At 73.6% G+C, this 13,661-nt stretch carries 12 protein-coding genes; 1 reads left to right on the plus strand and 11 read right to left on the minus strand.

Annotation, left to right across the window (positions count from 1 at the left end; translation table 11 throughout):
- Positions 1 to 59 precede the first annotated feature (59 nt).
- A complete protein-coding gene (locus ACYVD5_RS18585; RefSeq protein WP_461002342.1) occupies positions 60 to 1,049 on the minus strand; it encodes a GlxA family transcriptional regulator in 990 nt (329 codons plus the stop codon).
- Between the two features lie 245 nt (positions 1,050 to 1,294).
- On the opposite strand from ACYVD5_RS18585, the gene ACYVD5_RS18590 reads away from it, so the two are divergent.
- The gene (locus tag ACYVD5_RS18590; protein ID WP_461002343.1) at positions 1,295 to 1,909 is read left to right on the plus strand and encodes a TetR/AcrR family transcriptional regulator; all 615 of its coding nucleotides are present in this window, start codon (positions 1,295 to 1,297) and stop codon (positions 1,907 to 1,909) included.
- A 75-nt stretch (positions 1,910 to 1,984) separates the two neighbouring features.
- Here the strand turns inward: ACYVD5_RS18590 and ACYVD5_RS18595 are convergent, their stop codons facing one another.
- The 10 genes from ACYVD5_RS18595 to ACYVD5_RS18640 form a co-directional block, all read right to left on the minus strand.
- On the minus strand, positions 1,985 to 4,321 hold the full coding sequence (locus tag ACYVD5_RS18595) for an ABC transporter permease (RefSeq protein WP_461002344.1): 2,337 nt from the start codon (positions 4,319 to 4,321) through the stop codon (positions 1,985 to 1,987).
- Positions 4,318 to 5,055, minus strand: coding sequence for an ABC transporter ATP-binding protein (locus tag ACYVD5_RS18600; RefSeq protein WP_461002345.1), 738 nt, complete (start codon positions 5,053 to 5,055; stop codon positions 4,318 to 4,320). The genes ACYVD5_RS18595 and ACYVD5_RS18600 overlap by 4 nt, the downstream gene beginning before the upstream one ends.
- Positions 5,052 to 5,576 carry a PadR family transcriptional regulator gene (locus ACYVD5_RS18605; protein WP_461002346.1) on the minus strand — a complete coding sequence of 175 codons (525 nt, stop codon included), beginning with the start codon at positions 5,574 to 5,576 and terminating at the stop codon, positions 5,052 to 5,054. Before ACYVD5_RS18605 ends, ACYVD5_RS18600 begins: the two co-directional genes overlap by 4 nt.
- Before the next feature lie 139 nt (positions 5,577 to 5,715).
- Positions 5,716 to 6,483, minus strand: coding sequence for a hypothetical protein (locus tag ACYVD5_RS18610; protein WP_461002347.1), 768 nt, complete (start codon positions 6,481 to 6,483; stop codon positions 5,716 to 5,718).
- 94 nt (positions 6,484 to 6,577) lie between these two features.
- Positions 6,578 to 7,342 carry an SDR family NAD(P)-dependent oxidoreductase gene (locus tag ACYVD5_RS18615; protein ID WP_461002348.1) on the minus strand — a complete coding sequence of 255 codons (765 nt, stop codon included), beginning with the start codon at positions 7,340 to 7,342 and terminating at the stop codon, positions 6,578 to 6,580.
- 98 nt (positions 7,343 to 7,440) lie between these two features.
- The gene (locus tag ACYVD5_RS18620) at positions 7,441 to 8,916 is read right to left on the minus strand and encodes a mannitol dehydrogenase family protein (RefSeq protein ID WP_461002349.1); all 1,476 of its coding nucleotides are present in this window, start codon (positions 8,914 to 8,916) and stop codon (positions 7,441 to 7,443) included.
- 51 nt (positions 8,917 to 8,967) lie between these two features.
- Positions 8,968 to 10,356: an MFS transporter gene (locus ACYVD5_RS18625; RefSeq protein WP_461002350.1), complete on the minus strand. Its 1,389-nt coding sequence runs from the start codon at positions 10,354 to 10,356 to the stop codon at positions 8,968 to 8,970.
- A gap of 114 nt (positions 10,357 to 10,470) precedes the next feature.
- On the minus strand, positions 10,471 to 11,754 hold the full coding sequence (locus ACYVD5_RS18630; protein WP_461002351.1) for an Ldh family oxidoreductase: 1,284 nt from the start codon (positions 11,752 to 11,754) through the stop codon (positions 10,471 to 10,473).
- A gap of 318 nt (positions 11,755 to 12,072) precedes the next feature.
- Positions 12,073 to 12,831: an IclR family transcriptional regulator gene (locus ACYVD5_RS18635; RefSeq protein ID WP_461002352.1), complete on the minus strand. Its 759-nt coding sequence runs from the start codon at positions 12,829 to 12,831 to the stop codon at positions 12,073 to 12,075.
- An 87-nt stretch (positions 12,832 to 12,918) separates the two neighbouring features.
- Positions 12,919 to 13,638 carry a response regulator transcription factor gene (locus ACYVD5_RS18640; RefSeq protein ID WP_461002353.1) on the minus strand — a complete coding sequence of 240 codons (720 nt, stop codon included), beginning with the start codon at positions 13,636 to 13,638 and terminating at the stop codon, positions 12,919 to 12,921.
- Between the last annotated feature and the right edge of the window lie 23 nt (positions 13,639 to 13,661).

Here is a 13,661-nt window from a genome sequence, read left to right on the forward strand (position 1 = left end):
TCTCGGTTCAGCCGGCCGGGTCGGTACGCACGGATTGCGGACGTTGGCTGCCACGGGTTTCACATACGTCCGAAAGGAGCCGGGTCCCGGGGCCGGAAGCGGCTGCGGTACTCGGCCGGGCTCATGCCCAGTGCGCGGATGAATGCGCGGCGCATGGTCTCGGGCGTGCGGAAACCGCAGGAGCGCGCCGTCTCCTCGACGCCCGCACCGGTGTCCTCCAGGCGGCGGCGCGCGGCCTCCAGCCGGATGCGGTCGACGTAGCGGCCCGGCGGCATGCCCACCTCGGCGGTGAACGCGCGGGCGAAATGGCGCGGGGAAAATCCGGCGCGGGCGGCCAGTGCATCCACCGACAGGTCGGCGCCGGGGTGCTCGGCGATCCACTGCTGGGTGGCGCGCAGCGGCTCGCGCTCGGCGGTCTGGGCGGCCAACTGGGTGCTGAACTGGGCTTGGTCGCCGGGCCGGCGCAGGAAAACGACCAGATAGCGGGCGACGGTCAGTGCCAGTTCGCGCCCGGCATCCTCCTCCACCATCGCGAGCGCCAGGTCGATGCCCGCGGTCACGCCCGCCGACGTGGCGAACTTCCCGTCGCGCACGTAGACAGGGTCGGCCGCAACATCGATGCGGGGGAACCGCTCGGCCAACTCGCGGCATTGCGCCCAGTGCGTAGTCGCCCGCCGCCCGTCCAGCAGCCCTGCTTCGGCGAGCAGGAACGCTCCCGTGCACACCGACATGATCCTGCGCACACGGGGTGCGCGCGCCACCAGCCACTCGACGACCTCGGGCTGCGGGCTGCGGGTGCCCAGGCCGCCGGGGACCAGCACCATCTCAGGGGCGGGCACCGGCTCCAGGGCGGTGTCGGGTGTCAGGCGCAGCCCGCTGTCGGTGGCGACCGCTGCGCCGCCGGGCGCGGCCGTCGCAATGTCGTAGAGCCGCGGCTGGCCGCGAGCGGCGCGGACGTGGTTCGCGCCGGTGAACACCTCCAGCGGTCCGGCCACGTCCAGGCTCTGCACGTGCTCGAACAGCGGGATCAGCAGCCTCGAACCGGTCATGCGGCCATGCTCGCCGCAGCGAGCGGTGGCTGCAACGACGAGAAACCCACCTTTCCTGCCATCACCTGGTTGAGCTGCGGCCCGGTCGCCGCGCGGCGGCGCAGCGCGCGGACCGCGCCGATCACGCGCCGAGCCGGGCGCGGCGTTCGCTACCGTGGTGCCGGTACCGCACGCAGGCGCTGCCCACCCGGGACACCCCCGCTACCGCTCCCCGCATCCGCTCCCCACCGACGGGAAGGCCACGCATGGCACGCAAGCCGGGCGCCCGCGCCGACGGCGGCGGTTCCTGGCAGTGGAGCCGGACCGCCCGCACCCGCAGCGTGCTGCTGGAGGCGGCCCGCGAAGTGTTCACCGAGAAGGGTTTTGCCGCGGCCGGTGTCGCCGATGTGGTCGAACGGGCGGGTTCCAGTGTCGGCAGCCTCTACCACCACTTCGGCGGCAAGTCCGAACTGTTCCTGGCGCTGTGGGAGGACCAGCAGGCCGCCGACGAGGAACAGGCCACCGGCGCGGTTGCCGCGGCCCGCGCCAGCGGGCAGAGCGACCCGCTGGCACTGTTCATCGCGGGCGCCCGCGCCTTTCTGACCGGTTCGTGGCAGCGCCGCCACGTGGGTCTGCTGCTGCTCAGCGGCGACGGCCCGCCAGGCTTCGACGTGCTGCGGCGCGGACGCAGCCGCGAGTGGGTGCGCAAGAACGCCGAGCTGCTGCAGGCCGGCGAGTCGGCCGCCGACCGGTTGTCCGTCAGCGTGCTCACCGCGATCATCGGCGAGGCGAGCCGCGAGATCGTCGTCGCGGATTCCCGCGAGGAGGCCAACGAGATCATTGAGGCCGCCATCGGCCTGATCCGGCGCCTGGGCGAGTGAGTGGCCCGGGCGCTTCGGAAGGGAGGACCGAAGCGCCCGGGTGGGGGCGGCCGCCCGCGCCGGGGCGTGCGCGGCTTACTCGGCCCGCAGGTTGTCGGGGCGGACGAGCCGGGCCAGGGCGGGCAGGCTGAGCACGGTGACCGCGAGGACCACCGCAGCCGCGACGCCCGAGGTGGCCGCGATGGCGACCGGGTCGAACTCCACCGGGTAGTCGACGGCGCGCAGCAGCAGCCCGCCCAGCACGGTGCCCACCGCGGCGGCGACGGCCAGGCCCGTGGCAAGCGGGATTGCGGCCTGGTACAGCACCGACGCCGCCAGGGTGCGTCTGCGCACGCCTGAGGCGGCGAGTACCGCCAGGGGCCGCCTGCTCTCGCGCAGCTGTTCAACGGTGGAGATCAGCAGCCCGAGCCCGATGACCACCAGGGACATCGAGACCGCGGCGGTCAGCAGCGCCCGGATCGGGGCGATCACGTCGCGGCCGTCGACCACCCGGTTGACCACGGTGCGGGCGAGCGGGCTGATATCGCGGGCCGCGGTGCGGGCCTCTTCCAGGGCTTGGGGCTTGCCCGGCGCGAGGTCGAAGGCGACCCGGGTGGGGGCATGCGGCAGCCCGGCACCGCTGATGGCACCCGGTGTGGCGAGCACGCCGCCGGCCTCGCCCGGGGCGGTCATCTCCGTGGTGAACTCCGACGGCGGCACCGCGCGGGTGGAGGCGGGCAGTGTCCAGGCGGTCTCGTCGCCCCCGCGGGCGATCTGCAGCCGGTCGCCCGGTTCGGGGCGGTTCTTGCCCCCCTCGACAACGAAGGTGTCGCCGTCGGAGCACATGCCGAGGCGGGCGTACTGCCGCAGCGCGTCGCAGCCGCCGACCCGCATGGTCAGCCGCCCGGCCGGGCCCGCAGTGTCGTGGTACCGGGCGGTGGCCCGCGCGTCCTCGACGGCGGGCGAACCCGCCAACCGTGTGGCGGTCTCGGCCGCGGAGAGCGGGTCCTGGTCAGGGATGTCGGCGTAGTAGAGGGGCGCGCCCGGGAAGAGCGGCCGGGGTTCGCCGAAGCCTTTCTCGACGCCGGCGAGCACGGTCTGCAGCGCGATGACACCTGCGACGGCCACCACGACACCGGCGACGATGCGGGTTTCGGCCGTGCCGTCGGCGCGCAGCCTGCGCACCGCCAGCATCCGGGCCACGCCGCCGCCGCGTGCGCGGGACACGGCCACCTGGAACAGCCACGGGGTCACCGCGGCGGCGCCCGCCAGGAACAGCACCATCCCGGCGACCATCGCCGGCGGCGTGGAGCCGGCTCCGGAGCCGGCCAAGCCGTCTCCAGCCGCGGTCAGACCCAGTAGCGCAGCGCCCGCGGCGAGCAGCGCGAACCGCCACCACGGCTTGCGGCGCGGCCGGGGGGCACGGTGGGTGGCCCCGAGCGGATCGGCCGCCGCCCGCGCGGTGGAGACAAGGGTGACGCCGACCGCGAGACCGACCACGCCGACCGCCACAGCCGCCGCCAGGGCGGGGTGCGGCACGATGTCGGCGGCGAACACGTCGATGCCGCCCGGCCGCAACGGAGGTACGGCATTGCGCAGCGGCAGGAACACCGCGGCGCCGGCCGCCAGCCCGGCCAGCGCACCGGCGAGGGTTTCGCCGCACGCGATCCGCCCCGCGGTCCACCGGTCGGCGCCGAGCAGCCGCAGCGCGGCGAGCCTGCGGTCGCGCTGGTCGGCGCCGAAGCGCAGCGCCGCCGCCACGAAGACGCCCAGCGGCAGCAGCGCGACGACCGTGCCCAGCAGTACCAGCACCAGGATGGCCGGGTCGGTACGGGACTCGACCTGCGCTTTTCCAAAGCCGTCGATGCGGTGGACCATCGCGACGCCCGGGGCGAGCACGCCGGTGTCGGCCCCGGCGTAGTAGGCGAGCTCGTGCGGACCGAGCAGGCCGGCGCCGCCGATGGTTCCGACGACGCGGTAGTCGAGCCGCTCCCGCAGCAACCGGCTGCCGGGCGAGTCCAGCAACCGCCCCAAGGCGGGCGAGACCACCATCTCGCCGGGGCCGGGGAGTTCGGCGACGCCGGGCGGCGCGGGTGCGCGCGGGCCTTCGGGGTGGACGACTTGGCCGTAGACCCGCTGGCCGTCGTAGTCGGTCCGGGCGTCGCCGATGAGCAGCGTATCGGCGGCGGGCTCCTGGATCGCCGCGGTCACGTCGTAGGAGCGGGCCAGGTCGCGGGCGGCGCGGGCGTCCATCAGTGTCGGCACGGAGGCCGCGCCGAACAGCAAGGCCACCGCCGCGCCGACGGCCACCGTGATCAGCGCGAGCCGAACCCAGGAGTCGCGCCCGCCCGATACCGACATCCGCACACCCAGGGCGGTCTCGCGGCACCAGCGCAGAGGGGCGGCGGGCCGGCGCGCGCCCTGCGGGCTCACTGGGCGCCGCCCGGCACGAGGTCGCGGGTGCGGCCGTCGCGGACGCCGGCCTCGCGGTCGCAGTATGCGGCCACCCGCGCCTCGTGGGTGACGAGCACGACCGCGGTGCCGCTGCTGCGCGCGGCGGAGGTCAGCAGCTGCATCACCTTCTCCTCGTTGAGAGAGTCGAGCGCGCCCGTGGGTTCGTCGGCGAAAAGGACGACGGGTTCGATGGCGAGCGCCCGGGCCAGGCTGACCCGCTGGCCTTCACCGCCGGAGACCTCGCCGGGGCGCTGGCGGGCCGTGTGGTCGACACCCAGGTGCGCCAGCCACTCCGCGGCGCGCCGGTGGGCGGTCTTGCGGGAGAGGCCGTTGAGCCGCAGCGGCAGGGCGGTGTTCTCAAGGCAGCTCAGTTCGGGGACGAGCCCGCCCGACTGGAACAGGAAGCCGAAGTCGCCGCGGCGCAGCCAGCTGCGTTCGCTCTCGGACATCGAGCCGAGGTCGCGGCCCAGGTAGGAGACGGTTCCGCTATCGGGGCGGATGATGCCGCCCAGGCAATGCAGCAGCGTGGTCTTGCCGGAGCCGGAGGAGCCCATGATCGCCACCATCTCGCCCGGGGCGACATCGAAGGATGCGCTGCGCAGGGCGGTTGTGGGGCCGTAGGACTTGGCCAGGCCGCGGGCGCTGAGCAGGAGGCGGCCGGGGTCGGCGCCGGAAAGGGGCGGGGCTGCGGGGGCGGCGGAGTCGGGGCTCATGAGTGGACCTCCGCGGCGAGTTCGTCGAGCCGGGCCGCAGTGAGCTCCAGCCAGCGCAGGTCGGCCTCAAGATGGAAGAGCGCGTGGTCGCAGACGAGGTGCTCGGCGAGGTCGCCGCTGGATTTGCGCCGGGTGAGCTCGCGCATGGCCTCAAGGTGGGCGCCGCGCTGCACCTCCAGCACATCGGCGGCAGGGCGGCCGCTGAGGAGCGCTATCACGACCTTGGTGTAGAGGGTGCTCTGCAGGTACTGCTCGGGCGCCTCGGGACCGGCCAGCCAGGCATCGAGGTCGGTGACCCCGGCATCGGTGATGGCGTAGCGCTTGCGTTCGGGCCCGGAGCCGGATTCGGTCCCGGCGACCTCGACCAGGCCTTTCTTGAGCAGACGCGCAAGCGCGGCGTAGACCTGCCCGTAGTGCATCGGCCGGTCCAGCCCGAAACGCTGGTCGTAGGCCCGCTTGATGTCGTAACCGTGCGCCGGGCCGTTCTCGAGCAGCCCGAGGACAGTGTGTGCGAAGGACATGGCCAGGACTATACACGCCATCTATACATCGTGTGTATAGCCGAGCCGAGCCATTCCGGCCGCTGCACACAAGCAGGGGCCCGGCTACCGGACGTATCGGCGCGACCGCTCCACCGGCCCGAAGGCGCCAGCGGCCGGGCTACCGGACGTCTTCGCCCAGCCGCTCCACCAGCGCTTCGGCTACCTCGCCGCGGTGGCGGCCGAAGTCGTGGTTCGTCTTGCCCGCAACGACCGCCTCCGCGAGCCGAGCGCGCTGCCCGTCCTCCAGCGAGTCGGCCATCTTCTCGGCGAGCAGCAGCGCGTGGTACTGCTCGAAGGCGCTGCCGGCCATCTCCACCAGCGGCAGCAGCGCCTCGAAGTCGCGCAGGTCCGGGTCGGCCTGCATCATGCCCAGGGCGGTGACCCGCCGTTCCTCATCGCCGGAGCGCAACCACTCGCGCACCTGGTCGGCGTCGGTCCCGCCCGCGCGGGCGAGGTCGCGGGCCCGCTCGACGATCCGCTCCATGATCGCGGTGCGCCGCGGGCCGGAAGGCATCGTCCGGCGGGTCGAGCGGTAGTCTTCCGCGATCGCGCCGGCCGCCTCCAGCAGCGCCCGCGCCTCTCCTCGCAGCCGGTCGCCGGCAGCGGTGTCGCCGCGTTCGTCGGACTCCTCGGCCAAGGCGTACTTCGCCGCCGCAGCGGCACGCATCCGCAGGTTCGCGCCACCGAACTCGAGGCTGTCGATCCGGTCACCGAAGAGCGCCAGCACCAGGAGTACGCCGCCGAAGATGATCAGCGCCGCCGCGCCGGTGCCGTTCGCGGTCAGGAACACCGCGGCCGCCCCGAGCGAGAACGACCCCAGCCCGAGGACGGCGGTCAGGGAGCGCATGAGCCGGGACAGCGTGGGCTGCTGGGATGAACGGGGCACGGTGTATGTCTCCTCGGAGCCGGGGGGTGAGGGCGCCCAATCTTCTCACCGCCCCCGGAACCGGCGCTGCGGCGGCCGGCCCGCGGCCGACCGGTCAGTACAGCACGTGCTTGCCGCCGTCGATGATGAGGGTCTCTCCTGTGACCGCGTCCATCTCCAGCATGGCCAGCAGGCAGCGGGCCACCTGGTCGGGCTGGGTGGTGGCGCGCAGCGGGATGGACTCGCGCTCCTTGCGGCTGAACTCGGCGAACCCTTCCTCGCCGCGCAGGCCCGTCTGCCAGCGGGTCTCGACCGTGCCCGGGGCGACCGCGTTGACCCGCACGTCGGGGGCGAGCGCTGCGGCCAGGGACCGGGTGAGCTGCTCCAGCGCGGCCTTGCTCACCCCGTAGGCGATGGAGGAGCCGCCGGCGCGGTGCGCGGAGATCGAGGAGGTGTTGACGATCGCGCCGCCCGCCGCCCGCAGCGGCCGTTCCAGCGAGCGGGCGCAGCGGAACGCGCCGACGACGTTGACGTCGAGGATCTCCCGCCACATGTCGTCGGTGAGCCCGGCGAGATCCTGCGCCGCGGCGACGCGTGTCGTCCCGGCGTTGTTCACCAGCCCGTCCACGCGGCCGAACCGTTCGAGGGCGGTGTCGGCCATGCGCCCGACCTGCCCGGTGTCGGCGACGTCGGCCTGCACCGGCAGCGCGGCGGCGCCCGCCGCCTCAACCTCGCCCGCGGTCTCCGCGGCCTCCTGCGCCGAACGGGTGTAGGTGAGCACGATCCCGGCGGCGCCGCACCGGGCGGCCTCCAGGCACACGGCCCGCCCGATTCCGGTGCCGCCGCCCGTCACGACCAGAACGGCGCCGTCGATCCGCATCCGCGTCCTCCTCGCTCGTTGCTGCTTGCTGCTTGCTCCGTGCCTGTTGCCCGGTGCCTGCTGCTCGCCGCCGCCGCCCGCAACCGCCGCGCGGTCCGCTATCCGGCGGCCTCCCGTACGACCGCCGATGCGCCCCGCACCTCCAGTGCGCGCAGCGCCTCGGCGACGCGGTCGCCGACGTCGGGCCGGGCCCCCGACTCCCCCGACAGCCCGGGCATGCGCTTGCGCAGCAGATCCACCGCCTCGGTGGCGTAGCGCGCCGCGGCAAGGTGCTCGGCGAGGTGCTCGGAGTCCGGGTCCAGCCGCGGGCGGTCCCCCGGCGGTGTGCGCAGCAGCCGCACCCACGCGGCGATCGCCAGGCACGCGAGCCGCGGCTCGCGGCCGTTGCGCACGTGCTCCTCGGCCGGCGCGACCAGGCGCTGGGGCAGCTTGCCCAGCCCCTGCTGGGCGATCTGGGCGAGCCGGTGGCGCAGGTTCGGGTTGCCCAGGCGCATCAGCAGGTCCTCGAACCCGGGCGGGTTCCCGCCGGCCGCGGCGGCGCTGGGCACCAGTTCCCCGGTGTAGAGCGCGCGCAGGAAGCGGCGCAGGTCCAGGCGCCCGACCGCCTCGGCAACGGTTTCGGCCCCCAGCAGCAGCCCCATGCACGCGGCCGTGGACTGCGTGGCGTTGACGCAGCGCAGCTTGACCGTCTCGTAGGGCCGGACATCGCCGGCGAAACGGGCGCCGGCGCGGTCCCAGGCCGGGCGGGGTCCGGCGAAGCGGTCCTCGATCACCCACGAGCGGTGCTGCTCGCCGACCGCGGCCGCTTCGTCGCGCACGCCCAGCTCCGCGGCGACGCGGTCCCGGTCGGCCTGCGCGGTGGCCGGCACCACCTGGTCGACCACGGTGGAGCAGAAACCCACCTGCGCGCGGATCCACTCCAGCAGCTCGGTGCCCTCGTTCGCGGGCAGCAACTCGCAGAAGGACTCGACCAGCCCGCGCACCAGCCGCCCGTTCTGCGGCAGGTTGTCGCAGGAGAGCACGGTCAGCGGCCCGCCGTCGGCGCGGCTGCGCGCCTGCAGGCCGCGCACCAGCTGCCCCACGGCCGTGTGCGGCGCCCGGCCGGCGATGTCGGCGGCGGTCTCGGGGTCATCGGGCGAGAGGCGGCCGGTGGCGGGGTCGTGCCGGTAGCCGCCCTCGGTGATGGTCAGCGAGACGATGCTGGTGGCGGGCGCCGCGACCGCGGCCGCGAGCAGCTCGGGTTCGTCCAGCGCAGCCACGCTGCCGGTGATGGCGCCGACCAGCCGCATCCGGTCGGCGCCATCGGGTGCCCGCTCGGTGACGGTGTAGAGGTGGTCCTGGGCGCGCAGCGCGTCGACGACCGTTCGCCCGCGCGCGGCTGCGGCGCAGATGCCCCAGTCGCCCGGTTCGGCGGCCATGGCCCGCTGGGTGTAGACCGCCTGGTGCGCCCGGTGGAACGCACCCGGCCCCAGGTGCACGATCCCGGTTCCGGTACCGGGCGGCGGCAGCTCGTCCGCCGGTCCGGCGGACAGCCGGTCGCGTACCGCCGTCCGGTTCAGACGCTGTTCGGCCATGGTCATGAGTCACCTCGGCATCGGATGTGGACGTGCGCCACCGGGCCCGGTTCAATGCTGCTCCGGAGCCGGGCGGCGGTTGCGCCAGGACGCAGTGACGATACTGGTCTGGTCGGTGTCGAAGGCGGAGATGTCGACCTCCCGGGTCTCGCGCGAGAACACGAAAGCCGCCAGCGAGATCGCCGCGGTTCCGATCATCAGCAGCGCGACCAGCCACGGGTCGCCGCCCGAGTAGGCGAGCAGGGCACCGGCCGCGACCGGCGAGAACCCGGCGATGGCCGCGCCGATCTCGCGGGAGGCGGCGAATCCGGTGTAGCGCACCCCGGCGCCGAACAGCTCCGCGTAGAAGGCCGGCTGCACCGCGATCATCGGCGCCACACCAAGGGTGGTGGCGATGATCAGCGCCAGCCAGATCACCGCGGGGATGCCCGTGTTGAGCATCAGGAAGAACGGGAAGGCGAACGCGGCGGTGAACAGCACGCTGAAGATGTTCAGCGGCCGCCGCCCGATGCGGTCCGACAGTGCGCCGTAGACCGGCTGCAGCAGGATGACCGCCACGCCGAACGCGATGACGCCGGTCAGCGCCACCCAGCGGGGCTGGTCCAGTTGGGTGGTGAGGTAGGAGACGCTGAAGGTCGCGTAGATGTAGACGACGGCGGTGTCGCAGATGTGCGCCCCGATGCCGACCAGGAAGCTGCCGGGGTACTTGCGCAGTGCCCGCACGATCGGCAGCCGCACCGTGGTGCGCTTCTTTGCCGCCTGCAGGAACACCGGCGACTCCGCGACCCGCAGCCGCAGGTACAGCGACACTCCGATCAGCAGGAAGCTGAGCAGGAACGGCAGCCGCCAGCCCCAGCTCATCAGCGCTTCGTCGGGCAGGAAACCGACGACGAGGAAGACCACGGTGCCCATCACCAGGCCGATCTGCACGCCGGTCTGCGCGAACGAGCCGAAGAACCCGCGCCGTTCCGGCGGGGCGTGTTCGGACAGCAGCGTGGAGGCGCCGCCGAACTCCGCACCGGCGCCCAGGCCCTGGCAGATACGCAGCAGGGTCAGCAGGACCGGCGCCCAGAGTCCGATCTGCGGGTAAGTGGGCAGCAGCCCGATGATGCCGGTGGACAGCCCCATGATCAACGTGGTGATGACGAGTGTGGTGCGCCGGCCGAGCACGTCGCCGATGTGGCCGAAGATGAAGCCGCCGAGCGGGCGGAACACGAACCCCACGCCGAAGCTGGCGAAGGCGACGAGCGTGCCGATGGCGGGGTCGGCGTCGGTGAAGAACAGCACGTTGAAGACGAGGGCGGCGGCCGTGCCGTAGATGAAGAAGTCGTACCACTCCAGCGCGGTCCCCACCAGCGAGGCGAGCACGACGCGCCGCATGTGTTCAGGGGACGTGGCGGGTGTGTTGTCCGGGGCCCGGGCCCCCTCCTGGTCGGTCATGGCGTTACTCCGTCTCTCCCCCGTTTTCGATCGTGGCCGGGTCGGCGTTCGCAACTGGGGGCGCCCTGCTGGAGGGCGCGGGGGCCGGCCGGGTGCGGACCGGCCGGCCCGGGCTCACCGTGTGGGCCCCGCTGCCGGGTCGGCGGCGGGGCCGCCCGGAGCGTGCTGGTCGTCGGGGCCGGCGGGTCGGTCCGGGCCGGCCAGGTCGTCCGGGTTGCTCGGGCTGTTCGGGCTGTCAGCGCTGTCCTGGTGGCCGCCGGGGCGGTCGACCAGCAGGTCGGTGAGCGCTTCCCACACCGCGGGCGGCACCGGGATGCCCGATTCGGCCCGCTCGGCGCGGGCGCGCCGTTCGACGTCGCCGGGGACGAGCACCTCGCTGTGGCCCGCGGCGGCGGGCGTGCGGCGCAATTCGTCGCAGAAGTCCGCGACTTGGGCGCGGAAGGCATCGGCGGGCAGGAACCGCTCCGGGTCGATGGCGATGAACACCGTGCCATTGCCGCCGTCATACCCCGGTAGGCACGACACGCCGCCCCCGGAGAGCAGTCCGCCGACGGCTTCGATCATCATGCTGAGGCCGTAGCCCTTGTGCCCGGCGAAGGGCAGCAGCGCTCCGCCCAGATAGAAGTCGCACGGTTTGCTGGACTCGTGGCCGCGGGAGTCCAGCACCGCTGCGGGGGGCGCGTCCTCGCCGCGTGCGCGTGCCACAGCAAGCTTGCCTTCGGCAACGGCCGAGGTGGCCCAGTCCATGACCACCGGGCCGGTGCCGGCGGGGTCGCCCGCTGAGTCGCGGGGCAGTGCCCAAGCCAGCGGGTTGGTACCGAGCTTGCGCTCGCGCCCGCCGAACGGAGCGACCGTGGGGTCGGCGTTGCACAGGGCCAGGCCGATGTAGCCGGCTTCGGCCAGGGACTCGACGTACTCGCCGAGGCGGCCGATGTGGTTGCAATCGCGTATGGCCGCGATACCGATGCCGTTGGCGGCGGTGGCCTCGCCGAGCGCCTGGACGGCGGCGGCCGCGGCGACCTGCCCGAAGGAGAGGTTGCCGCGCACGGTCACCACGGCGCCCTCGCGGTCCCCGACCTCCGGCAGCGCGGCGGGGTCGATCCGGCCCTGGTGCACCGCGCGGGCGTAGATGGGCAGCCGCCGGACGCCGTGCGAGTCGTGGCCGACGAGGTTGGAGTCGACCAGGGACGCCGCAACGGCGAGCGCGGTCCCCTTCGGTGCGCCCATGTTCCGCAGCGCGGCCTCGGCGACCTCGGTCAGTTCGGCCGGCGACACGAGGCACGGCGGGCCTTGGTCGCCGGTACCGGGCCGCTCGGACCCGGCGTCGGCGTCCATCCACGCGACCCCGGTAGCGGCCGGGGCCCGCTGGGCGGGCTCGGGTTGTCCCCCGTTCTGCACTGGCGCTCCCGTCCCTTCTGCGTTTCGTTGAGCGCTGCGTTCCACTGAATGTCGTGTTCCATTCAATGAAACGGCGTTTCATCGAGTTCGTGTTTCACATCATAAACACACCTGTGAGGAACTGTGAAGGGGACACATAAGACGTGCACGTAAAGCGTTGAGGTGCGAAAACAGATCGCACGGCCGCGCTGCGAGGTCGGTGGCGACCATGCAGAACCGCCCGTCTCAGCTGTGGAATCCGGGCATTCCTGCACGGTCATCGGTGCACCGGGCGGCCCGCCGGCCGCGGGCCGGACCGGGGACCGCCCGCCCCCGCCGCTACTCCCCCAACGACCCCAGCAGAGTGGAGATCTCCGCAGCCGCCGCCGCGACCTGTTCGCCGCGCCAGGCGGCGGTGCCCTCGGTGGGCATGTGCACGAGCGCCGCCGCGCTCACGCCGCCCACGACCTCGCCGGTGTAGTCGGTGACCGCGGCGCCCACCGCGCCCACGCCGGTCTCGTTCTCCTCGCGGTCCTCGGCGTAGCCCCGGGCGCGGACGGCCGCCAGCTCGGCGAAGAGCCGCTCCTCCTCGCAGATGGTGTTCGGGGTGCGCCGCGGCATCCCGGTCCGCTGGAGCAGCGCGTGCACCCGGTCGTCGGGCATGCGCGCGAGCATCGCCTTGCCCACCGACGTGCAGTGCAGCCACAGCTGCATGCCCACGCGGGAGGCGAGGTGGTAGGGCTTGGTCCCCTCCAGTTTTGCGGCGTAGACGGCTTCGTCGCCGGTCAGTAGCGCGAGGTGGACGGTCCACTCGGTGCTTTCCTGCAGCCGGGACAGGACCGGGTAGGCGTGCTGGGGCAGGTCCAGCCGGCGCATGTAGCGCCCGGCCAGCGATAGCACGCGCGGCCCGCCGATGTAGTGGCCCTGCCCGTCGGTACGCACGAAGCCGCGCGCGACCATCCGCTGCAGGATCCGGTGCACGGTCGGTTTGGGCAACTCCGCCGCCGCAGCAATGTCGGCCAACCGCGACGTATGCGCCAGCGCCTCCAGCACATCCAATGTCCGGTCGGTCACCGTCTCCTTCTCGCGCCCCTGCATACCCCGATTATCCGCAGTCGGCGGGGGCGGTCGCTCCGCAGGGGCGCCCGCGCGTTGCGCACGGGTGCCGCCGCGGCGGACACCGGCTCAGCGGCCCGCAGCGCCGCCGTCACCGCTCCCGTCACCGCCGCCCGGCAGTTCGGCGTCGTGCACCAGCAGCGCGATCTGCACGCGGTTGTTCAGGTCGAGTTTGGCGAGGATGCGCGACACGTAGGTCTTGACGGTCGGCACGCTCAGGTGCACGGCTGCGCTGATCTCGGCGTTGGAGCCGCCCTGGCCGACCGCGATGGCGACCTCGCGCTCGCGGTCGTTGAGCGCGCGCAGCCGCTCGCGTGCGCGGTCGCGGCGCAGGTCGCGGCCGTCGCCACCGCTGGTGGCCCGCTCGACCAGGCGGCGGATCACCGGCGGTGACAGCACCGGCTGGCCGCGGGAGACCCGCCGGACCGCTTCGACGATCTCGGCGGGCGGGGTGTCCTTCAGCACGAACCCGGCCGCGCCCGCGCTCAGCGCGCGCAGCACGTGCTCGTCGGCGTCGAAGGTGGTGAGGACGATGACCTCCGGCGCCGAGGCACGGGCGCGCAGCGCCTCGGTGGCCGAGAGGCCGTCCATCGACGGCATCCGGATGTCCATCAGCACCACATCGGGCTGTTCGCGCTCGACCAGCTCGGCGACCCCGGTGCCGTCGCCGGCCTCGCCGACGACGTTCAGGTCGGGTGCGCCGCCGAGCATCATCGCCAGTCCGGCGCGCAGCAGCGGGTCGTCGTCGACGATCAGCACGCGGATCTCCGGGGCAGCGGGGGCCGTCATACCCGCAAGCTTAGGCCGGAGCC

The sequence above is a fragment of the Streptomonospora sediminis genome (assembly GCF_054778995.1).

What these genes read in the sequence shown, in the direction of transcription:
- ACYVD5_RS18585 (WP_461002342.1), bottom strand. Translation starts at nt 1,049, where the DNA reads ATGACCGGTTCGAGGCTGCTGATCCCGCTGTTCGAGCACGTGCAGAGC.
- ACYVD5_RS18590 (WP_461002343.1), top strand. Translation starts at nt 1,295, where the DNA reads ATGGCACGCAAGCCGGGCGCCCGCGCCGACGGCGGCGGTTCCTGGCAG.
- ACYVD5_RS18600 (WP_461002345.1), bottom strand. Translation starts at nt 5,055, where the DNA reads ATGAGCCCCGACTCCGCCGCCCCCGCAGCCCCGCCCCTTTCCGGCGCC.
- ACYVD5_RS18605 (WP_461002346.1), bottom strand. Translation starts at nt 5,576, where the DNA reads ATGTCCTTCGCACACACTGTCCTCGGGCTGCTCGAGAACGGCCCGGCG.
- ACYVD5_RS18615 (WP_461002348.1), bottom strand. Translation starts at nt 7,342, where the DNA reads ATGCGGATCGACGGCGCCGTTCTGGTCGTGACGGGCGGCGGCACCGGA.
- ACYVD5_RS18620 (WP_461002349.1), bottom strand. Translation starts at nt 8,916, where the DNA reads ATGGCCGAACAGCGTCTGAACCGGACGGCGGTACGCGACCGGCTGTCC.
- ACYVD5_RS18625 (WP_461002350.1), bottom strand. Translation starts at nt 10,356, where the DNA reads ATGACCGACCAGGAGGGGGCCCGGGCCCCGGACAACACACCCGCCACG.
- ACYVD5_RS18635 (WP_461002352.1), bottom strand. Translation starts at nt 12,831, where the DNA reads ATGCAGGGGCGCGAGAAGGAGACGGTGACCGACCGGACATTGGATGTG.
- ACYVD5_RS18640 (WP_461002353.1), bottom strand. Translation starts at nt 13,638, where the DNA reads ATGACGGCCCCCGCTGCCCCGGAGATCCGCGTGCTGATCGTCGACGAC.